General features: G+C 62.1%; 20 protein-coding genes. 9 read left to right on the top strand and 11 right to left on the bottom strand.

Annotated elements, in window-relative coordinates; all coding sequences use genetic code 11:
* The first annotated feature begins 2 nt into the window (after positions 1-2).
* Positions 3-599, top strand: coding sequence for a recombination mediator RecR (recR, locus tag V8Z65_RS02495; protein WP_338722309.1), 597 nt, complete (start codon positions 3-5; stop codon positions 597-599).
* A 150-nt stretch (positions 600-749) separates the two neighbouring features.
* Here the strand turns inward: recR and V8Z65_RS02490 are convergent, their stop codons facing one another.
* A complete protein-coding gene (locus V8Z65_RS02490) occupies positions 750-1226 on the bottom strand; it encodes a hypothetical protein (protein ID WP_338722307.1) in 477 nt (158 codons plus the stop codon).
* Between the two features lie 74 nt (positions 1227-1300).
* Positions 1301-2725 carry a DNA recombination protein RmuC gene (gene rmuC, locus V8Z65_RS02485; protein WP_338722305.1) on the bottom strand — a complete coding sequence of 475 codons (1425 nt, stop codon included), beginning with the start codon at positions 2723-2725 and terminating at the stop codon, positions 1301-1303.
* Between the two features lie 133 nt (positions 2726-2858).
* Between rmuC and def the strand changes: the two genes are divergently transcribed.
* The 3 genes from def to truA all read left to right on the top strand — a co-directional run bounded on the left by def (position 2859) and on the right by truA (position 5306).
* Positions 2859-3374, top strand: coding sequence for a peptide deformylase (gene def, locus V8Z65_RS02480; RefSeq protein ID WP_338722304.1), 516 nt, complete (start codon positions 2859-2861; stop codon positions 3372-3374).
* A 167-nt stretch (positions 3375-3541) separates the two neighbouring features.
* Entirely contained in the window at positions 3542-4465 is a 924-nt protein-coding gene (gene fmt, locus V8Z65_RS02475) for a methionyl-tRNA formyltransferase (protein ID WP_338722303.1), read from the top strand.
* A gap of 103 nt (positions 4466-4568) precedes the next feature.
* Positions 4569-5306 carry a tRNA pseudouridine(38-40) synthase TruA gene (gene truA, locus V8Z65_RS02470; protein WP_338722302.1) on the top strand — a complete coding sequence of 246 codons (738 nt, stop codon included), beginning with the start codon at positions 4569-4571 and terminating at the stop codon, positions 5304-5306.
* A 75-nt stretch (positions 5307-5381) separates the two neighbouring features.
* On the opposite strand, the gene V8Z65_RS02465 is transcribed toward truA, so the two are convergent.
* The 5 genes from V8Z65_RS02465 to dapD all read right to left on the bottom strand — a co-directional run bounded on the left by V8Z65_RS02465 (position 5382) and on the right by dapD (position 9101).
* Complete coding sequence (locus V8Z65_RS02465; protein WP_338722300.1) at positions 5382-5960, bottom strand: hypothetical protein; 579 nt, start codon at positions 5958-5960, stop codon at positions 5382-5384.
* Between the two features lie 26 nt (positions 5961-5986).
* A complete protein-coding gene (locus V8Z65_RS02460; protein WP_338722299.1) occupies positions 5987-6526 on the bottom strand; it encodes a hypothetical protein in 540 nt (179 codons plus the stop codon).
* Entirely contained in the window at positions 6523-7677 is a 1155-nt protein-coding gene (dapE, locus tag V8Z65_RS02455; protein ID WP_338722298.1) for a succinyl-diaminopimelate desuccinylase, read from the bottom strand. The genes V8Z65_RS02460 and dapE overlap by 4 nt, the downstream gene beginning before the upstream one ends.
* 17 nt (positions 7678-7694) lie before the next feature.
* Positions 7695-8171 carry a DUF805 domain-containing protein gene (locus tag V8Z65_RS02450; RefSeq protein WP_338722297.1) on the bottom strand — a complete coding sequence of 159 codons (477 nt, stop codon included), beginning with the start codon at positions 8169-8171 and terminating at the stop codon, positions 7695-7697.
* 87 nt (positions 8172-8258) lie between these two features.
* Positions 8259-9101: a 2,3,4,5-tetrahydropyridine-2,6-dicarboxylate N-succinyltransferase gene (gene dapD, locus V8Z65_RS02445; RefSeq protein WP_338722296.1), complete on the bottom strand. Its 843-nt coding sequence runs from the start codon at positions 9099-9101 to the stop codon at positions 8259-8261.
* A 197-nt stretch (positions 9102-9298) separates the two neighbouring features.
* On the opposite strand from dapD, the gene V8Z65_RS02440 reads away from it, so the two are divergent.
* Both V8Z65_RS02440 and V8Z65_RS02435 read left to right on the top strand, forming a co-directional pair.
* Positions 9299-9787, top strand: coding sequence for a molybdopterin-dependent oxidoreductase (locus V8Z65_RS02440; protein ID WP_338722295.1), 489 nt, complete (start codon positions 9299-9301; stop codon positions 9785-9787).
* Between the two features lie 20 nt (positions 9788-9807).
* On the top strand, positions 9808-11787 hold the full coding sequence (locus V8Z65_RS02435) for a bifunctional diguanylate cyclase/phosphodiesterase (RefSeq protein WP_338722294.1): 1980 nt from the start codon (positions 9808-9810) through the stop codon (positions 11785-11787).
* A 44-nt stretch (positions 11788-11831) separates the two neighbouring features.
* Here the strand turns inward: V8Z65_RS02435 and V8Z65_RS02430 are convergent, their stop codons facing one another.
* Together V8Z65_RS02430 and V8Z65_RS02425 are read right to left on the bottom strand one after the other, a co-directional pair.
* Positions 11832-13043 (bottom strand): serine hydrolase, encoded by a 1212-nt coding sequence (locus tag V8Z65_RS02430; RefSeq protein ID WP_338722293.1) that lies wholly within the window; start codon positions 13041-13043, stop codon positions 11832-11834.
* Positions 13044-13346: 303 nt separating this feature from the next.
* Positions 13347-14168, bottom strand: coding sequence for a prephenate dehydratase (locus V8Z65_RS02425; RefSeq protein ID WP_338722291.1), 822 nt, complete (start codon positions 14166-14168; stop codon positions 13347-13349).
* A gap of 316 nt (positions 14169-14484) precedes the next feature.
* Here V8Z65_RS02425 and V8Z65_RS02420 point away from each other — a divergent pair, with 316 nt between their 5' ends.
* The 3 genes from V8Z65_RS02420 (at position 14485) to V8Z65_RS02410 (ending at position 16991) form a co-directional block, all read left to right on the top strand.
* Complete coding sequence (locus V8Z65_RS02420) at positions 14485-15219, top strand: cytochrome c family protein (protein WP_338722290.1); 735 nt, start codon at positions 14485-14487, stop codon at positions 15217-15219.
* 75 nt (positions 15220-15294) lie between these two features.
* Positions 15295-16233 carry a glyoxylate/hydroxypyruvate reductase A gene (locus V8Z65_RS02415; RefSeq protein WP_338722288.1) on the top strand — a complete coding sequence of 313 codons (939 nt, stop codon included), beginning with the start codon at positions 15295-15297 and terminating at the stop codon, positions 16231-16233.
* Positions 16234-16313: 80 nt separating this feature from the next.
* The gene (locus V8Z65_RS02410) at positions 16314-16991 is read left to right on the top strand and encodes a YqaA family protein (protein WP_338722286.1); all 678 of its coding nucleotides are present in this window, start codon (positions 16314-16316) and stop codon (positions 16989-16991) included.
* Positions 16992-17017: 26 nt separating this feature from the next.
* Here the strand turns inward: V8Z65_RS02410 and V8Z65_RS02405 are convergent, their stop codons facing one another.
* Complete coding sequence (locus V8Z65_RS02405) at positions 17018-17944, bottom strand: helix-turn-helix domain-containing GNAT family N-acetyltransferase (RefSeq protein ID WP_338722285.1); 927 nt, start codon at positions 17942-17944, stop codon at positions 17018-17020.
* 62 nt (positions 17945-18006) lie between these two features.
* Positions 18007-19359: a leucyl aminopeptidase family protein gene (locus V8Z65_RS02400; protein WP_338722284.1), complete on the bottom strand. Its 1353-nt coding sequence runs from the start codon at positions 19357-19359 to the stop codon at positions 18007-18009.
* Between the last annotated feature and the right edge of the window lie 61 nt (positions 19360-19420).

Genomic DNA, 19420 nt, shown 5'->3' with positions numbered 1-19420 from the left:
CTATGGCCACTGGCGGACCTGAAATCGAACAATTGATCCAGCTCCTGGCACGCCTGCCGGGGCTTGGGCCGCGCTCGGCGCGGCGGGCGGTGCTGCATCTGATCAAGAAAAAAGAGCAACTCATGCTGCCGCTTTCGGCGGCGCTGGACCGGGCCGTTGTGGCGGTGAAGAGCTGCGAGGTGTGCGGCAATGTCGACACCCAGAGCCCTTGCTCGATCTGCGCCGATCCGCGCCGGGGTGAGGGCGGCATTCTCATTGTCGTGGAAGATGTGGCCGACCTCTGGGCGCTGGAACGGGCGGGGGTGGGACAGGTGCGCTACCATGTGCTGGGCGGTGTGCTGTCGCCGCTCGATGGGGTGGGGCCGGACGATCTGAACCTGGAAGGACTGATCGGGCGGTCGCAGGATTATGCGGAAATCGTACTGGCGATGAATGCCACGGTGGAGGGCCAGACCACGGCGCATTACATTACCGACCGGCTGGCGGGCAGCGGGATCAAGGTCACGCGGCTGGCCCATGGCGTGCCGGTGGGCGGCGAACTGGACTATCTCGACGAGGGGACGCTGAGCCAGGCGCTCAAGGCACGAACCGAGATTTAGGGAATAGTTGGGCAGCCCCCACCCTTGATCCCTCCCCACAACGGGGAGGGAGACGATGAACATTGAAGCTGCGGCCCTGCGCATCCCTCCCCTTGATGGGGAGGGAACGAGGGTGGGGTGACAGCCGGCCCCTGCACTTCCTACAGACGCTCAATGCAGATGCGGGTCGAACTCCTCGCTGCCGTGCCAGACATGGTCGTCGTCGACCGGTCCGTCCTCATCTTCTTCGTAGAATTCATCCTCGCCGATCAGCACATCGCGCGCATCGGTATCGTCGGGTGAAAGCGCATCGAGATGGTCAGCCGGATCGGCAGACATGGACGCGTCGATATTGCCGGTCTCGTCGGTATTTTCGAGGTCGCGCTGCAACTCGGCGATCGCGCGGTCCAGTTCCTCGAGCATATAGGCGGGGTCCTGACCGCCAAAATCACCGCTTTCGCGCTCGGCAGCTTCGTGACGCATTTCCCATAGGCGATCGAGGCGGTCCCGCGCGGGCCGGTCATTGCCATAGAGCAGGTCCTCGATTTCACTTTGGCTATAGGGCTGGGCGATGCCGGGCGTGTCGGCATTGTCGAAGCTGGTTTCCTGGGGCACGAGGCTCCCTGGATGATCGTGGTTCTGCACCATGACGGGCCTCCCTTATGCAGTTACACAATGGGGAAACGCAGCAAGGCCGCGAGAGTTCGATCACGGGATCGATTTCAATTGAGATCGCCCGGCTCGTCCTTGACCAGACGCAGGGCCGGCGTTTCATCGGCGGAACTTTCCCAGCCCGGCGGGATGGGCTTATTGGATTTGGCACCCAGTTCACGCAGCATTTCGACCTGGCGCACCACATTGCCGCGCCCGGAGGTCAGCTGGTCCCTGGCCTTGGCATAGGCGCGCTGGGACTTGTCGATCGCGTCGCCGACCTGGTCCATGGTGCCCAAAAAACCAGCGACCTTGTCGAAAAGCTGGCCGGCGCGCTCGGCGATCTCCTCGGCATTCTGGTGGCGCTTTTCGATGTCCCAGACATTGCGCACGGTGCGCAGCACCGTCATCAAGGTGGTCGGCGTGGTCAGCATGACGCCCTTGCCCATGCCGAACTCGACCAGCTTGGTATCGTGCTGAATGGCCGTGGCGAGAGCACTCTCGATGGGTACGAACATCATCACATAGTCGAGGCTCGACTTGGCCGCGCGGTGATAGGTCTTGTCGCCCAGCGTGGTGATATGGCCGCGCACCGAGGTGATGTGGGCCCGCAAATGCTGATCGCGGTCATCTTCGGGGCTGTTCACAAAAGCCTCAAAGGCCGTGAGGGACACTTTGGAATCGATGACCAGCCGGTCGCCATTGGGCATGAGGATTTCAACGTCAGTGCGGACGCGCTGCCCGTCCTCGCCGGTATGGCTTTGCTGGGTGAAATATTGCTCGCCCTCACGCAGGCCGGATTGTTCGAGAATGGTGGAAAGGATCATTTCCCCCCAGGCGCCCTGGGTCTGCGAATTGCCCTTTAGCGCCCGCGTGAGGTTCTGCGCCTCGGTGGTAATCTGCAGATTGCTCTCGGCCAGGGCGCGGATGCGCTCGCCCATGGCGGAGCGGTCCTCCACCAGGTTCTTGTGGAACTCGGTGATCTTGTCCTGCAGGGGCTTGAGCAGGGTATCGACCTGTTCGCGGTTCTGCTTGGTGAAGGTCTCGCTATGGGACCGCAGCACGTCGCCGGCGATGGATTTGAACTCATCCGTCATCTGCTGGCGGGCTTCGGTGAAGCGCTTCAAATTGGCCTCGTTCTGCCGCGCCTGTTCGTCGAGCCGGGTGCGCATGGCTGCGAGTTCGGATTGCAGGCCGCCGGACTTTTCCCGCTCGGCATCAAGCAGATCGGCCGCGCGCTCCCGCTCGCGCTCGACCTGAGCCTCAAGGTCGCGAATGCGGGCATCGCGGCCGGCAATCTGTTCAAGGAAATTGGCGCGCAGACCTTCGGCCGCCTCACGCGCCTGCAATTCGGCGCGCGCAGCGCCGGCCCGGGCCGAAACAACCAGCCAGACGATCAGAAGGACAATAATGACCACGCCGACGGCCAGCATGGCCGTGGCGGTGGTGACTGGGAGAGAGCCCAGGGAGAACAGAACGGCATCGAGATCACGCATTGGTCCACCTTAACCCGATTCTTTTGTTCGCAAAATGTTCCAGGCGAATGGTGGATTGAACCGGCCCGCAGTTGACCCAGAGGCCGGAAATCGCCATATCGGAGACAATCCATTCTTCGCCGGACTTTTTGCCATGGCCGTTCGCCCAATCCTCATCATTCCAGACGCGCGCCTGCGCGCCGTTGCCGACCCGATCATCGAGGTCGATGACGAGATCAAGGCGCTGGCCAAGGATATGCTGGACACCATGTATGATGCGCCGGGCATTGGCCTGGCCGCGCCCCAGATCGGGGTGATGAAGCGCATTGTAGTGATGGACCTGGCGGGCGAAGGCGAGCCCCCTGCTCCGCTGGTGATGATCAATCCCGAGATCACGCATTTCGGCGAGCAGATGCAGGTGACCGAGGAAGGATGCCTTTCCATTCCCGAACTCTATTACGAGGTCGAGCGCCCCAATGACGTGACGGTGAAATATACCGATCTCGAGGGCAAGGAGGTCACCAAGGAGGCCGAGGGCAAGCTGGCCGTCTGCATCCAGCACGAACTCGATCACCTCGATGGCGTGCTCTATATCGACTATCTCAGCCGTCTGAAGCGCGACCGCGTGATCAAGAAATTCGACAAGGCCGCCAAGCGGGCGGCTGGCTGATTTTTCTTCTCCCCATCGGGGAGAAGATGGCGCCCCCGGGCCGCGTCGCGCCCGAGGGCAGGCTGCGCACCGGATGAGGGGAGTTGCCGAACGCCCCCTCACCCGTCTCGCCCTCCGGGCGATCCACCCTCTCCCCGATGGGGAGAGGAATAAGAGGAATCTCCCAAATGCGCGTCGTTTTCATGGGTACGCCGGACTTTTCCGTTCCGACGCTGACCGAGATCGTCTCGGCCGGGCATGAGGTGGTGGCCGTCTATACGCGCGCGCCAAAGCCGGCGGGGCGCGGTCAGGCCGAGCGCAGGAGCCCTGTGCATGAAACGGCAGAGGCTTTTGGCATTCCCGTTTTCACGCCGCGCTCGCTTAAGGGTGAAACCGAACAGGCCCAATTTGCCGCGCTTGGTGCCGAAGTGGCGGTGGTGGTGGCCTATGGGCTATTGCTGCCCAAGGCCGTTCTCGATGCGCCTGAGCATGGATGCCTGAACCTGCACGGATCGCTGCTGCCGCGCTGGCGGGGCGCCGCGCCGATCCAGCGCGCCATTATGGCCGGGGACAAAGAGACCGGCATTGTGGTGATGAAAATGGATGAGGGGCTCGATACCGGCGCCATGGGGCCGACCGAGATCATTCCCATCACCCCTGACATGACGGCGGGCGAATTGCACGACCAGATGAAGCTGGTTGGTGCCGACCTGATGGGCCGGGCGCTGGCGGCGCTGGAACGGGGGAGCCTCGATTTTACCCCGCAGCCCGAAAGTGGCGAAACCTATGCGACCAAGATCGACAAGGCCGAGGCGCGGATCGATTTTTCAAAGGGCGCGGAAGAGGTCCACAATCTGATCCGCGGATTGTCGCCTTTTCCTGGGGCCTGGTTCGAGATGCAATTGGCGGGTAAGCCGGTGCGCATCAAGGCGCTGCGATCGAGCCTTGCTGATGGCACGGGGGCACCGGGCGCATTGATCGGGGAGGACTTGACCATTGCCTGCGGGACCGGAGCGTTAAGGCTGACCCAAGTGCAGCGCGAGGGCAAGGGCGCCATGGATGCGGCGACATTCCTGCGCGGTGCGGGGGCGTTGCCGGAGGCTGTAGGTTAGGACGAACGATGCCTTTTACGTACTCGGTGGGTTCCCTCCAATGCCGCAGCCTTGCTGGTCCGCCTGAACCCCGCCCCCTCCCCGCAAGGGGGAGGTGAGGTAGATGCCACGCTATAAGCTCACCATCGAATATGACGGAACCCCCTTCTGCGGTTGGCAGCGGCAGGCGGACCGGATGAGTGTGCAGCAGGCGCTTGAAGAGGCTATCGGGCGCTTTTCCGGCGAGACCGTGACCACGCAGGCGGCGGGGCGCACCGATGCCGGCGTGCATGCGCTGGGCCAGGTTGCGCATTTCGATCTTGGCAAAGAATGGGACCCGTTTCGCATCCGCGAGGCGCTGAACTATCACCTCAAACCTTATCCGGTGGTGATCGTGGAGGCCGAGGCCGTTCCCGAAACATTCGAGGCGCGGTTTTCGGCCACGGCCCGGCATTACGAATATCGCATTCTCAACCGGCGAGCACCGGCGGCGATCGAGCGCAACCAGGTGTGGCATGTGCCGGTCAAGCTGGACGCGAGCAAGATGCATGAGGCTGCCCAGCGCATTTTGGGCCAGCACGACTTTACCACTTTCCGGTCATCGGAATGCCAGGCCAATTCGCCGATCCGGACGCTGGATGCGTTCGAGGTGACGGGGGATGGCGAAATTATCGCCATTAGCGCCAGCGCGCGAAGCTTTCTGCACCACCAGGTGCGGTCCATGGTGGGTTCGCTCAAACTGGTGGGGGAAGGCAAGTGGAGCCCGGACGATTTTCGCGCGGCGCTGGACGCCGCCGATCGCAAGCGCTGCGGCGCCATGGCGCCGGCTGCCGGCCTGTTTCTGACCGGGGTGGACTATTAGAGCATTTCATCGTTTCGTTGAGACGCCGAAATTGCTCCAAGCTCTTGTTTTGTCGCGTTTCCGGCCGGAAAATTGTTAAGGCACCAGCGAGCCGAACAGCATCGACAGGAGCAGTGCGCTGCTCAACAGGCTGACGAGAAAGATTGCAATATGGGCGGGCCGCAGCGTCATGATCCGCCGCGCTATATTGAACCAGACGACCAGCACGAGGATCGACAGCACAAAGTAAGGCAGGCTGCCAGTGGTCAATTGGGCAAGCCCATCGGGTCCGATGGCCATGGGGGCCCCCAATAGGGCAATGATGGTGACCGCGACAAAGGACTGGACCAATGTCGCCCAGTTCTGCACCACGACAAAGGGCACAAAACTATCGGCGCGGCCCAATTGGCGCAGGACCAGAAAAATCACGCCGTATTGGGCGGCCTGGACGGCCAGCGCGACAAGCACCACGCTCAAAGACATGACCGGCGGCGCCGCCATATCCACCGGGTGAGGCCCAAAGGCCTGCAGCGCCACGGCCAGGATCAGCGCGATGAACGAGCCGACCAGCCCGCGCTGGGAAAAATCGAAATATTGCGCGCTATCGTGCCGGCCAAAGACCAGCGCCCATACGCCCTGGGCTGCGTCGCGTGCTTCCTGGAAAAAAGTTGGCATGGGCTGGGGCAAGGCACTTACTCGTCTCAAGCCGCGGGAACGGGCGCTGGCATGATGTAGAGCGCGATTGGCGTCCCGGCAAGGAGCAGAACGGTCAATAGTGCAAAGGCCGCGGATACGCCGATGGTCCAGCCACCCGCCATGCGCCCGAGCCGGAACAACATATAGACCAGGCCCAGCCAGAGCAGCGGCAGGAGGAAGGCAACGGTCAGCGAGAGCAAGGCTCCCAGCACGACATAAAAGACCAGGGCATAGAGGCCGGGCACCAGAACGGACAGCACCGGGCCGCGATCGCGCACAGCGTAGCGGGTGCCGAAAGTGCCGATGACGAGGGCCAGCAAAAACAGCGACTGCAGCGCCAGTGTGGCGACAAGGCCTCCCGGGGTCGGCACGCCATAATTGAGCGAGCCCAGCACCACGGCCAGAAAGGCGAAGAGATAGAACAGCACCAGCGCCGTGGCCGCACCGGGGAGCGTCAGGCGAAAATGCTCGGCCCAACCAGCCTCGCCCCTGAGGATCATCATCCAGCCATAGATGGATTGGCGCAGGGCGCTGAAAATCGTCATGCGGTCTCCAGGGCAAAGTAACGCTGCATGAAGGATATGTAGATGTCCCTCAGCCCGGTGAGGTCGGCCAGGGCGATATGTTCGTCGGCCTTGTGCATGGAGGGACCAACCAGGCCACATTCGACCACCGGCCCGTATTGTGCGATGAAGCGCGCGTCGGAGGTGCCGCCGCCGGTCGAGTATTCAGGCGGTTGGCCATTGCGCTGGGCAATGACAGCCGAGAGCGTTTCGATATCGGGGCCCAGCGGCGAGAGGAATGCGCGAGATGGCGTGCCGGAGACCTCAAAGTCGATCGCCGTATGCCGGGCATCGACACTGGCAATGCGGGCGCGGACCCAGTCGGCCAGGGCTTCGGGAGTCCAGCTGTCATTATAGCGGATGTTGAAACGCAGCGTGCCGCTCATGGGAATGACATTGGAGACCGGATTGCCAGTGTCGATGGTCGTCAGTTCCAGATTGGAGGCCGGGAAATGTTCGGTGCCGGTATCGAGCTTTTCGGTGGAGAGGGCTGTGGCAATTGCCGCAAGAACCGGCAGGGGATTATTGGCCTTGTGCGGATAGGCGACATGGCCCTGGGTGCCGGTGACGGTGACCTTGCCAGAAAAGGAGCCACGGCGGCCGATCTTGATACTGTCGCCCAAGGTTTCGGCGGAACTGGGCTCGCCGACAATGGCGAAATCGAAATGATGGCCATTGTCGGCCATCCAGCGCATCAGCTTTTCGGTGCCGTTGACGGCATCGGCTTCTTCGTCATTGGTGATGGCGAGGTGAATGGTGCCGGCTTGGGGCGGGATATTTGCGCAAGCCGCGACGAAGGCGGCAATGCCAGATTTCATGTCAGCGGCGCCGCGACCGAAGATTTTTCCGTCCGTAATGCGGGGCGCAAACGGATCCGCGGTCCAATGCGCGAGGTCGCCGGGCGGCACGACATCGGTATGGCCGGCAAAGAGCAGGCGGCGGCCACCCTGCCCTCTGGTGGCGAAAAAATTATCGACCGGGTAGGAGCCGTCGCCCGTAAAGCGCAGCCTAGTCACGGCAAAGCCGATGGCCTCAAGCTCGGCCTCAAGCAGGTCGAGCGCACCGGCCTCGTCGGGGGTAACCGAGGGGCAGGCGATGAGACGGGCAAGCAGATCGGCAGGGTCGATGGTCACGACGGCTCCAGTTTGGTTCAGGCGGCGGCGTCCAGCGGATCCGGGCCATAGCTATTGGCGCCGGTGGTTCCTTTGAGAAAGCCGAGCTGGACCAGCATATAGATGGCAAAGATCGCGAAGATAAGGTTGATGGCGCCAAGCCAGATGGAGGGCACCGGCACCATGGTGCCGCCCATATCGGTCATGGTGCTGCCGATGCCTGTCGCGGTGAGCAGATTAAGAAGGACCGAACCGGCAATCAGGATTTTGAGGTCGGTGCCGTTGTTGTCGCGATCGTGGCGGCGCTTGATGCCCACGCAGTAGCTGGGCCAGACCAGCGCCAGATTGAGAATGACGGCGAGCCAGGCAAAGAGCGTGGCATTGCCCATACTGATAAGGCCCAGCACGATGCTGGCAACGATCGATATGACGACAAGCGTGACGATGCCGATCCACCATTGCTGACGGCCGATGCGGCCCTCGGTGGTGGTAAGCAGTGAAATCAAATTGTCCATTTCTATCCCCCTCAATGAACCGGAATCAGTTCCGGCTCATCAAAGAGTAGGACGCCAGCGCGAAAGGGGCCAGCATTGGCGGGTTTCTCAATCGCGCAGCAGGTCGTTGATGCCGGTCTTGGAGCGGGTCTGGGCGTCGACGGTCTTGACGATGACGGCGCAATAAAGGTTGGGGCCCGGCGTGCCATCGGGGAAGGGCTTGCCGGGGAGCGAGCCGGACACGACCACCGAATAGGGCGGCACATAGCCCATATGGATTTCGCCGGTTGCGCGGTTCACCACCTTGGTGGAGGCGCCGATGAAGACGCCCATGGAAATGACCGACCCCTCGCCCACCACCACGCCCTCGACGATTTCGGAACGGGCGCCAATGAAGCAATTATCCTCGATGATGGTGGGGCCGGCCTGGAGCGGCTCGAGCACGCCACCAATGCCGACACCGCCGGAGAGATGCACATTCTTGCCGATCTGGGCGCAGGAACCGACCGTGACCCAAGTATCGACCATGGTGCCCTCATCGACAAAGGCACCGAGATTGACGAAGCTGGGCATGAGGATAGCGCCCTTGCCGATATGGGCCGAGCGGCGCACTATAGCGCCGGGTACGGCCCGGAAACCGGCCTCGCGCCAGGTATTGTCGGTCCAGCCCTCGAACTTGGTGGGCACCTTGTCCCACCAGGTGGAATTCTGCGGGCCGCCGGTCATGGGCTCATTGTCGTTGAGGCGGAAGGAGAGCAGAACCGCGCGCTTGAGCCATTGATTGACCTGCCACTTGCCGTCGACCTTTTCGGCAACGCGGGCCTTGCCGGTATCGAGTAGGTTCAGCGCCTCGTTGACGGCATCGCGGATTTCGCCCGTCGTGTTGAAGTTGACCTCGGCGCGGTTTTCGAAGGCGGTGTCGATGGTCTGGGCGAGCTCGGCGTGCGACATGGGGGGTCCTGGCGGGTTGAGGTTCGCGCGGACCATAGCCGGGACGGTCGGGGAGTCAACGGGCCTGACGAGGAGCGGGACCGTAAAGACTATATCAAATCGGGCATGAAGAAATTGGGGAGAAAACGGCTGGACACGTTTACACGAAATTTCTTGAATGAGTGCAGAATGCAAATTTGGCGACACGGAGCATCAAAATGAAGAATATCGCTCTTCAGCTCTCGATTGTTCTGCTGACCACCGCTTCTATCCCGCCTGCGGCGCTGGCGCAATCGGATGCTGTTATTCTGACAATTGACGGACAGATCGAGGGAGGGGTGCCGCGCGATTTCACGGCGGCCGAGCTCGAAGCAATCGGATGGGGTCAAATAGCGACCGCCACGCCCTGGCATGATGGGGTTCCTGTGTTCGAAGGCGTCCCAATGGCCACGCTATTGTCCTATGTGGGGGCAGAGGGCGAAGAGGCGGACGTGTTGGCCTTGAACAATTATCGCACGACGATCCCCCTCACCGATTTCATGACCTATCCGGTGTTGCTGGCGCTCAAACAGGACGGCGAATACATGTCCGTCCGCAACAAGGGCCCGCTGTTCATCATCTATCCTTTTGACGATTTCGATGAGCTGCGGACCGATCTCTATCAGGCCAGGTCGGCGTGGCAGGTTCGCAGCATCACGATCCGGTAAACGGGAAGGCTGGGCTGATCATGCTCCCTGCCGTCTGGTTCCGGCAATTTGCGATCGTGATCATTGTCGTGCTGGGCGTTGCCACGGTGCTGCAAGCACGGGTGGTGCAGGACACGGCCGAGGCCGTGCGCAATTCCATGCGTTTCGACGTGTCCTGGATCGGAGCGCATGGCCGCATCGAGGCGGCGCAGCTTGAAGCCTATCTGGCGCGCTATGCGGCCATGCGCCGGCCGGCCGACGCCGAGCGCGCTGAACTGTTCTACCAAATCCTGCTCGGGCGGCTCGATAGCTGGAATGTCGGCGGCTACCGGGAATTCCTGGCGTCCAGCCCAGAGAGCCGAAAAGCCTATGACGAGTTGCTACGGCTCCTAGAGTCGATCGAAGCCGATATGTCCGACCTGGAGAATGCCGGCTCGATTACGGCTCTGTTGGACACGCTGGAACCGGTCGGCACGATCATCGAGACTATCGGCGCCGAGGCTACGAATTCGGCGGTCAACAGGGCGGCCGAGATTCGACAAACGCTGACCGACCAGCAGACGATACAGCATTATCTGCTGGTGACGGCGCTGATCTCGGCGGGCATCATGCTCATTGTATCGGCCTTTCAGAACCGAACCCTGCGCCGGGCCCACCGCGATGCCGGACAGGCCGCAGACAAATTTGCCTATCTCGCCCATCACGACCCGCTGACCGGGCTGCCGAACCGAACGGCATTCTCCGATGCCGACCAACCTGCAGCAAGCGACGGCCACCAGACGGCGGTGATCGTGATCGACCTGGATGGTTTCAAGCTGATCAACGACACCTGGGGGCATATATTCGGCGACAAGCTGCTCATCGCCGCGGCGCGCAGGCTCGAAGAGGTGATTTCCACCGGATCGGGAAATGTCGTGGCACGGCTGGGTGGGGATGAATTTGCAGCGCTGCTCAGGCTGCGCGACGAGGCAGAGGCAGAGGCGCTCGCCAATCGCGCGCTGGAGGCGCTCAGGCAGCCCTTTGAGATCGACGGCAGTTCGGTGACGATCAGCGCGACTGCCGGCGTGGCCACCACGGCGAGTGTGATGCAGAACGCGCGCGGGTTGCTAGCGGATGCGGATCTGGCGCAGAGCGAGGCCAAGGCCCGAAGAAAGGGCTCTGTGGCCATTTATGATCAATCGCTTCGCGAAATGGTGGAGCGCCGCCTGACATTGGAAAATGATATGCGGCGTGCCATTGCGCGCGGCGAAATCACGCCGCATTACCAAATCCAGGTCGATATCGGGACTGGGGCGGTGGTGGGCGTGGAAGCCCTGGCCCGCTGGCACCACTCGCAATTGGGCCCGATCGCGCCCGCCGAATTCATTCCCATTGCCGAGGCCTCCGGGCAAATCGTCGATATCGGCAAGCATATGATCGCCCGCGCCTGCCGGGACGCGCTCCGGCTGCCACCAGAAGTGCAGGTGGCGGTGAACCTTTCGGTCATCCAGATCATGCAGGGCGAAGTGATGGAAGCGACGGCGGACGCCCTGATGGCAGCAGGACTACCACCAGAAAGGCTGAAGCTGGAGGTGACCGAGTCGGTGATGATGGCAGATACCAAGCAGCCGATCGCCGTGCTTTCCGAGCTGCGCTATCTGGGTGTGTCCCTGGCGCTGGATGATTTCGGCACGGGCTATTCGTCGCTGTCATATCTGACGAAATTTCACTGGGACGAAATCAAGCTCGATCGCGTCTTCGTGCAAAATCTCGATACCGACTCGGTGGGTCGCTCGGTAATCGAGGCGGTGCTGATCCTGGCCCGAAAAACCGGCGCGAAGGTTGTCGCCGAAGGCGTGGAAACGCGCGAGCAACTGGACCTGCTGCGGGATACCGGCTGCGACATCGGGCAAGGCTATTTCATCGGCAGGCCGGTGCCCATCGACGTGGTGTGTGCCCAGATAAGGGACATCAACCCGTCGCAGCCGGCCGGATCGTATTCCACGGACCAGCCGGGCGAGGGTAAGCGCCCGTCGCGGTGAGCGGATGGACGGAGCCCCCGACCCGTGCGGGGGCTCCGAACCTGTCAGGGCTTGCTGACCGTCTCTACGACAGTCTTGAAGAAAGCGAGATTGTCCACGCCCCAGCCCAGTGGGTTGGCCGGCGAGGACAGCTTGACGATGACCGTCGCCGTATCGGGATCGACATAGATATACTGATTGAACAGCCCCTGGGCGGTGTAGGCCGAGCCGCCCGGAACGGTCCACCATTGGTAGCCGTAGCCAAGGTTATCGGCTGGATCGACAACGTCCATCCCCTCGACAGCCGAGGTCGACACCTCGACCCAATCCTGCGGCACCACCTGATTGCCATTGGATCGCCCGCCTTCGAGCATCATCAAGCCAAACCGGCCGTAATCGCGCAGGGTCGCATTGTAGCCGGCGCCATAGAATTCGCGGCCGACCGAATCCGGGCCATCCATCAAGTAATAGGCGTCTGCCTCCATGCCCGCCGGCTTCCAGATCTTCTCGCTCATATAATCGGCACCGTTCATGCCCACGGCCGCTTCCAGCACGCAGCCCAAAACGGAGGTATCCATGGTCGAATAGTTGAAGGCAGTGCCGGGTTCGCCTGCAGTTTCGGCACGATCGCGGGCATAATCGCACCAGCGGTAATTATAGGCGACCAGGGCATTGTCATGGACCTGGGTCAATTGGGTATCGCTGCCAAACTCATAGACCTCCAGCCAATCGATGCCTGAACGCATTTCGAGCAGATCGCGGATGGTGACATCGGCATAGACCGAGCCGGTCCAGTCCGGCAGGTAATCGATTACCTTGTCATCGATGCTGGCAATGTCGCCCTCCTCAAGGGCAATACCGACCATGGTGGCCAGGAAAGACTTGGCCATTGAGAATGAGATGTGCCGGCCATTTTCGGACAGGCCATTGCGGTAAATCTCCTGGATGATTGTGCCGTCCTTGATGACCAAGAGGCCGTTGGTCGAGGTGGCTTCCAGGAACTGTTCGAGCGACAGGGTTTCTTCGCCAAAGGTGAAGCTGTCGCCGATATCGCGCAGGTCGACAGGCAGCGGCCGAACCTTGTCGCCCGCAGCAACAGGGCGCGTGGCGAACATGGTGTCGATATGCTGGAAGGTCAGGTAGTTGAGGCCGGGGGCCATGAACTCGGCCCGGGCATTGACCATTGTATCGGTGAGCCAACGGGCGTCGTCCGCCATGGCCGATCCGCCTGCGCTCAGCGCGGCCAAGGCCAGGGCGGTCATAAATGCCTTGCTCATTTTGTCTCTCCTCCAGATTTTTTGCGGCCAACAGCTCCTCCCAGAACCGTTGCGCCGCGAGACCCGCGGTGTCGCCCATCGGCCGATTTCGGCCCTGACGGAGCCCCGCGATGTTTCGACCATGCCATATATTTGTTATGCTGTATAACAAAAAACAGCGCGATTGATCAGCGACGCCCCGGCGCCAGGTCTGGGCCGCGGTCAGAATGCCGGGCAGAGGAAGATATGGTTGGAAGACTTTTGCGCGGACCCAAAGGGGTACCAGAGGGGCCGCGCTCAAATGGGAGGCAAGCCTCCCTGCGCTCAATCGGCTGCCGGATAGACGCCCAGAATGCGGAAATAGTCGGTGAAGAAACCCAGCTCTTCAAAGGCATGCCGCACGCCGATATCGTCCGGATGGCCCTCGATATCGGCATAGAACTGAGTGGCCGTGAAGGCACCGCCGACCATATAGCTTTCGAGCTTGGTCATATTGATGCCATTGGTGGCAAAACCGCCCATGGCCTTGTAGAGCGCGGCGGGCACGTTGCGGACGCGAAAGACGAATGTGGTCTTGATCTTGCCCTGATTGGCGGCCTGCTTTTCGGTCGGCGAGAGCACCAGGAAGCGCGTGGTATTGTGGTCGGCGTCCTCGATATTTTCGGCCAGGACGTTGAGACCGTAGATTTCACCGGCGAAGCGCGAAGCAATGGCGGCAACGGACTTGTCGCCTTTTTCCGCCACTTCCCGGGCCGAGCCGGCGGTATCCACCGCATTGATGGTGCGCAGGCCCCGGCCGGCAATGAACTTGCGGCACTGGCCCAGGGCCACCGACAGGGACTGCACGGCCTTGACGTCGTCCAGCGTGGCGCCGGGGACACCAAGAAGCGTCATTTCCACCCGCAGATAGGTTTCCCCGATTATGTGCAAGCCACTTTCAGGCAGCAGATGGTGAATGTCGGTGATGCGGCCATAGAGCGAATTTTCGACCGGTACGACGGCAAAATCGGCCTTGCCGGTCTGCACGGCATTGAGCGTTTCCTCGAAGGTCACGCAGCCCAGAAAATCCTCGCCAGGAAAGACATTGGCCGCAGCAGCATGGCTGAAGGCGCCGGGTTCACCCTGGAAAGCGATTTTCTTGGTCATGGATAGGGTCCGTGAATGCGTCAGGCAGGCGGGTTGTGGCGCGGGGATGGGGGGAAGTCAATGTAGACAAAGCCCGGCAAGGACATCCAAAATGGCGCCGCGCACCTGCGTCCCGGCGCGTATGGCGTCGCCGGGCAACGCGCCGCGACGATTTGACGGTGCGCGGCCGGCTTTGGACGGTTGCGCCATAAGGGGCTTGATACTATCTTCCGCGCGCGTCGAACCGGCCGGTTGAGGCGGATAGCCCTATTGGGTATCTAAAAGTTGGGCTGGTTTGGATAAATGTCCACAGGGGATGGACCGGCAGAGAGACCAAATGGATTCGTTTGAGCTAAACAAGATTATCGGCGCCGTGCTCGGCACCCTGTTGTTCATCATGGGTGTGGGCTTTGTTGCCGAAGCCATCTATCACCCGATCGAGGATCGCGGCCCCGGCTATGCGCTTCCCGAACCGGAAGTGGCCGAAGGCGGTGCGCCGGTAGAGGAAGCACCGGAGGTTCCGCTGAGCGCCCTATTGGCCAATGCCAGCGCCGAGAATGGCGCGTCGGCCGTGCGCAAATGCCAGAGCTGCCACACATTCGGTGAAGGCGAAGGCAATAAGCAGGGCCCGAACCTTTATGGCATTGTGGGCAATGCCCAGGCGCATCTGGAGGGCTTTGCCTATTCGGACATCCTGACCCAGCACCATAATGAAGGGCTGACCTGGACCTACGAAAATCTCGACGCCTTCCTGACCAATCCCAAGGGCTATGCGCCGGGCACCAAGATGGGTTTTGCCGGTGTCCGCTCGCCCGAAGAACGCGCCGATATCCTGGCCTATCTGCAGACCCTGTCCGCCAGCCCCGTCCCCTTCCCCGAACCCGAAGCCGCGCCGGCGGAAGAGGCTGCGGGTGAAGAAGAGGCCGCGGGCGAGGCAGAGACCGTGACCACTGCACCCGAAAGCGCCGTGGAAACGCCGACCGAAACGCGGGACGAAACCCCGGTGGAGGGCACCCCGGTGCAGGAAACCACGCCCGCTGCGCCTGAATCGGGCACGACGAGCGCCCAGTAAGGCCGCCCCGCGGACGGCAATTCAGATCATAAAGCCGTGCCCATGGGTGCGGCTTTTTCTTTTCGGGGACCATCCATGCTGCTACTGCACCTTTCCGATGTCGATGAGGCGAGCTGGGCGAAGGCGTTTGCCGAAGCTCTTGCCCCCTACCCCGTGGTACGGCAATCCGACGAATTCGACCCGGCCGATATCCGCTACATTTTTGTCTGGAAGCCCAAGGCCGACGCCTTCAACGGACTCGACAATCTCAAGGCGGTGCTGTCGCTGGGGGCGGGTGTCGATGCGCTGCTCAAACACCCAAAGCTGCCCGACGCACCGATCGTGCGCTTTGTGGACGAGGATCTCAGCCAGCGCATGAGCGATTATGTGGTAGCGCATGTGACCATGCATCACCGCCAGTTCACGCGCTTCCAGGCCGACCAGAAAGCGCGGCGATGGAACCAGTATTACCCGCCGGCGGCAGGTGAAACGAGCGTGGGCATTATGGGCATGGGCGTGCTCGGGCAGGATGCGGTGAGCCGCCTACGCCCACTCGGCTTCGATCTTCGGAGCTGGAGCCGCACGCCCAAGGCCATAGAAGGTGTCACCGGCTTTGCCGGTGATGCAGAGTTCGAGGCCTTTCTTAGTGGCACCGACATTCTGGTCAACCTGCTGCCACTGACGCCGGAAACCACCGGCATCCTCAATAGGCAGACCTTCGCCAAGCTGCGGCGGGACCGGCTGGCGGGTGGTCCGGCGATCATCAATGCGGCGCGGGGCGGGCATCAGCGGGAGACGGATATCGCCCAAGCCCTGGCCGACGGCACGCTGGGCGCGGCGAGCCTGGACGTGTTCGAGGTCGAGCCGCTGCCGCAGGACAGCCCGCTTTGGGAGATCGAGAACTGCTATATCACCCCGCATATCGCGGCGATCTCGAACGAGCAGAGCGGCGTGCGCTATTTTTCGCGCCTGCTCAAGGCGCATGAAGCGGGCGAGGCCCTGCCCAATGTGGTAGACCGATCGCGCGGCTATTAAGACGACACGCAAAATTCACTGGTCAGACGCCATGCTGTCGTTCAAGCAGGCAGAGGCGAAACGAGAAGACAGGCAGGGGCATGAGCGATACCGCAGAGCAGGCTAAGCCGGGACTTTACGACAGGCTCAAGGCGGCCACCGGACATCCGATGGCGGAGCCGATCCTGGCGTTGATCTGTTTTCTGGAAGCCATGATCGTGCCGGTCTTTCCCGAGGTCATGCTGGCGCCAATGATCCTGGCGGACCGGCGCCGCGCCTGGCGGCTGGCCACCATTTGCACCGTGTTTTCGGTCTTTGGCGGTGTCTTCGGCTATGCGATCGGCTATTTCCTGTTCGATACGATCGGCAAGGGGATCGTCGAATTCTATGGTGCCGGAGCCGGGTTCGAGCAATTGCGGGAAAGCTTTGCGGCCAATGGCCCGTTCATGATCATGATCGGCGCGGTCACGCCTATTCCGTTCAAGGTGATCACCATTACCAGTGGCGTGGCGGGCGTGGATATCTGGACCTTTATCCTGTTCAGCCTGATCGGACGCGGGATCCGGTTCTTCTTTCCCTGCGGCCTCTTCTATTTCTTCGGCCCGGTGGCCAGTGAGTTCATCGAAAAGCACAAGAAATGGGCGGGCTGGGTCATGCTGGTGGCGGTGATCGGCGGGTTTGCGGCCGCTCCGCTGCTCTTTCCCAAGCATGGTGCGGAGGTGACCGACCGGGTGATCGAGCGGACCACCGGCACCGATGTCATTCCGGGCAATTCCTGAGGCGTGGGCGCGTCCGGGGCTGCGCTCTAGAATTCCAGGGCCCAATATTGTCCGTTGAGATCAGCGCCGAAGGAATGGTGCCTTTCTTCACGCGTCAGGGTGAAACCAGCGGCCTGATAGAGGCGGCGGGCCGAGACCAGGCAATCCTGGGTCCAGAGCATCATCCGGCGATAGCCGGCTTCGCGCGCGAAGCGGACGGCCTGATCGACGAGCCGGGCGCCAATGCCCTGGCCGCGGAACATGGGCTCGACATAGAGCATGCGCAATTGGGCCGTGCCCTCCGGCTCGGCCGCAGCGGGCAGAACGAAGACCGAGCCCGCGACCTCGCCGCCCTGCTCGGCGACCCAGAGCCCTTTCGGCGGTGTGGCGGGCGCTTCTTCATATTCGGCATAGATGCGGGTGATCAGGGTTTCGAATTCGCCATTCCAGCCCTGCTCAAGATGGTAGAGCAGGGCCTGGCGATGGATCAGCCAGCCTAATTCCCCGACCTTGTGCGACCGGATGATGAGCGGTTCATCATCCGGTTCGGCCAGGATGGTCTGGATGCGGCGCATGGCGCTCACCAGATCGCGTTGCTCAAAAGGGCTGAACGGATCGAGCAGGGTGCGCGCCGCCGCCTCGTCGCTCATCTGGTTGAAGCGGGCGGCAATCGCGCGGCCTTCTGCCGTCAGCGCAACCGGCGCGGCGCGGGCATCGCCCGAGCGCGGCAGCAGCGCGACGAGCCCTTGATTCACCAGGCGCCCCATGAGCCGGCTCATCTGGCCACGATCCATATTCAACGTCGCCGCGATCTGGGCGGCGGTGGTGACGCCATCCTTGTCCAACTCATAGATGACGCGTGCTTCGGCCAGAGTATGAATTGTCTGATGCATGCCCTCATCGAGCAGGCCAATGACGCGGGTATAAAAGCGGTTGAAGGTGCGGACCTGGATGATGTCGGTGGCGTTGGCCATGGGAGCCTCCTAATTGGTTGACTAAATCATCCAATTAGTTGCCATAGTCAACTATTTTTAGTTCAGGTTCTATAGCGCTGCCGCAAAAGGCCATAGATCGCCCTGATGCCTTGATCGGTGCCACCGACCGGACGCCCCGGGCGCGCATCGGGCGCCCAGCCGAAAATGTCCAGATGCACCCAGGCCCGTGCATTGTTGACGAAGCGCCGCAGGAACAATGCGGCGGTGACCGACCCGGCATGACCGCCGGCGGCGGCATTGTTGACGTCGGCAACGCGGGAGGCGAGCAGGCCGTCATAGCCGGTCCAGAGCGGCATAGGCCAAAGCGGGTCTTCGGCGGAGAGGCCCGCGGCAACGATGGCCGCAGCCACAGAGTCACTGCTTGAAAAGAGCGCCGGCAGCTCGGGGCCCAAGGCGACGCGGGCGGCGCCGGTCAATGTGGCCATGTCGAGCAGGAGATCGGGGCTTTCCTCATCGGCGAGTGCCAGGGCATCGGCCAGGATCAGCCGGCCTTCGGCATCGGTATTGCCGATCTCTATGGTGATACCTGCGCGGGACCGCAACACATCGCTCGGGCGGAAGGCATTACCGGAAATGGCATTTTCGACCACCGGCAGCAGCACCCTGAGGCGAACCGGCAGGCCGGCATCGATAATGGCATGGGCCAGACCCAGCACATTGGCCGCGCCGCCCATATCCTTCTTCATGGTCAGCATGCCGGCGGGAGACTTGATGTCGAGCCCGCCCGTATCGAAGGTAACCCCTTTGCCCACAAGGGTGACTTTAGGGTCGGTTTCCCGGCCCCAGCGCAGATCGATAAGGCGCGGCGCCTGGGCGCTGGCGCGGCCCACGGCATGGATCAACGGGAAATTGGCCTTGAGCAGGTCCTCGCCGCGCGTGACCTCGACTTGCATGCCATGCCGCTCGGCCAGTTCCAGGGCCTGCGCCTCGAGCGCGTCGGGCCCCAGATCGTTGGCCGGCATATTGATCAGATCGCGCGCCAGGGTTGCGGCCGTAACCTGGCGTTTGACCTCGCCGGCATCGGCGCTGTCGGGCAGGATCAGCCGTGGCGCCGGACGGGCGGCCTTGCGATAGGTTTCAAAGCGATAGGCGCCGAGGCGAAAGGCGATGGACGCAAGTGTCGGGTCGCCGTAATCCCCCTGCAATTGGTAATCGCCCTCGGGCAGACCGGCCCCGGCCAGCCCGGCAACGAAGACCGGCCGCCCTTCTGGAGTGCCGATACCGAACAGCCAGGCCCCGATGCCGCCAGCCGCACCGGGCACGGCAAGCAGGCGGCCCTGCTGGCCGGTAAAACCATTGGCTTCGGCCCAGGCCCGCTGATCGGTGCTGAGAGGCCCGGTCTTCAGCCCATCCTCGGGAACGAATATGAGCGGGATCGCGGATGGGTTGGCCATGGGAAACTCCATTATTGCCTAGCTTGTTTAGCCGGGTCGAGGAGCGGGTACAACGCCAGGC

The sequence above is a fragment of the Devosia sp. XK-2 genome, from assembly GCF_037113415.1.
Classification (GTDB): domain Bacteria; phylum Pseudomonadota; class Alphaproteobacteria; order Rhizobiales; family Devosiaceae; genus Devosia.
The sequence above is the reverse complement of the archived record's forward strand: the minus strand, read 5'-3'. Positions and strand labels throughout refer to the sequence as shown.

What these genes read in the sequence shown, in the direction of transcription:
- def (WP_338722304.1), top strand. Translation starts at nt 2,859, where the DNA reads ATGGCCGTTCGCCCAATCCTCATCATTCCAGACGCGCGCCTGCGCGCC.
- V8Z65_RS02460 (WP_338722299.1), bottom strand. Translation starts at nt 6,526, where the DNA reads ATGACGATTTTCAGCGCCCTGCGCCAATCCATCTATGGCTGGATGATG.
- V8Z65_RS02440 (WP_338722295.1), top strand. Translation starts at nt 9,299, where the DNA reads ATGAAGAATATCGCTCTTCAGCTCTCGATTGTTCTGCTGACCACCGCT.
- recR (WP_338722309.1), top strand. Translation starts at nt 3, where the DNA reads ATGGCCACTGGCGGACCTGAAATCGAACAATTGATCCAGCTCCTGGCA.
- V8Z65_RS02410 (WP_338722286.1), top strand. Translation starts at nt 16,314, where the DNA reads ATGAGCGATACCGCAGAGCAGGCTAAGCCGGGACTTTACGACAGGCTC.
- V8Z65_RS02430 (WP_338722293.1), bottom strand. Translation starts at nt 13,043, where the DNA reads ATGAGCAAGGCATTTATGACCGCCCTGGCCTTGGCCGCGCTGAGCGCA.
- V8Z65_RS02425 (WP_338722291.1), bottom strand. Translation starts at nt 14,168, where the DNA reads ATGACCAAGAAAATCGCTTTCCAGGGTGAACCCGGCGCCTTCAGCCAT.
- V8Z65_RS02465 (WP_338722300.1), bottom strand. Translation starts at nt 5,960, where the DNA reads ATGCCAACTTTTTTCCAGGAAGCACGCGACGCAGCCCAGGGCGTATGG.
- V8Z65_RS02400 (WP_338722284.1), bottom strand. Translation starts at nt 19,359, where the DNA reads ATGGCCAACCCATCCGCGATCCCGCTCATATTCGTTCCCGAGGATGGG.
- V8Z65_RS02450 (WP_338722297.1), bottom strand. Translation starts at nt 8,171, where the DNA reads ATGGACAATTTGATTTCACTGCTTACCACCACCGAGGGCCGCATCGGC.
- V8Z65_RS02490 (WP_338722307.1), bottom strand. Translation starts at nt 1,226, where the DNA reads ATGGTGCAGAACCACGATCATCCAGGGAGCCTCGTGCCCCAGGAAACC.
- V8Z65_RS02415 (WP_338722288.1), top strand. Translation starts at nt 15,295, where the DNA reads ATGCTGCTACTGCACCTTTCCGATGTCGATGAGGCGAGCTGGGCGAAG.
- truA (WP_338722302.1), top strand. Translation starts at nt 4,569, where the DNA reads ATGCCACGCTATAAGCTCACCATCGAATATGACGGAACCCCCTTCTGC.
- V8Z65_RS02420 (WP_338722290.1), top strand. Translation starts at nt 14,485, where the DNA reads ATGGATTCGTTTGAGCTAAACAAGATTATCGGCGCCGTGCTCGGCACC.
- rmuC (WP_338722305.1), bottom strand. Translation starts at nt 2,725, where the DNA reads ATGCGTGATCTCGATGCCGTTCTGTTCTCCCTGGGCTCTCTCCCAGTC.
- dapD (WP_338722296.1), bottom strand. Translation starts at nt 9,101, where the DNA reads ATGTCGCACGCCGAGCTCGCCCAGACCATCGACACCGCCTTCGAAAAC.
- V8Z65_RS02435 (WP_338722294.1), top strand. Translation starts at nt 9,808, where the DNA reads ATGCTCCCTGCCGTCTGGTTCCGGCAATTTGCGATCGTGATCATTGTC.
- fmt (WP_338722303.1), top strand. Translation starts at nt 3,542, where the DNA reads ATGCGCGTCGTTTTCATGGGTACGCCGGACTTTTCCGTTCCGACGCTG.
- V8Z65_RS02405 (WP_338722285.1), bottom strand. Translation starts at nt 17,944, where the DNA reads ATGGCCAACGCCACCGACATCATCCAGGTCCGCACCTTCAACCGCTTT.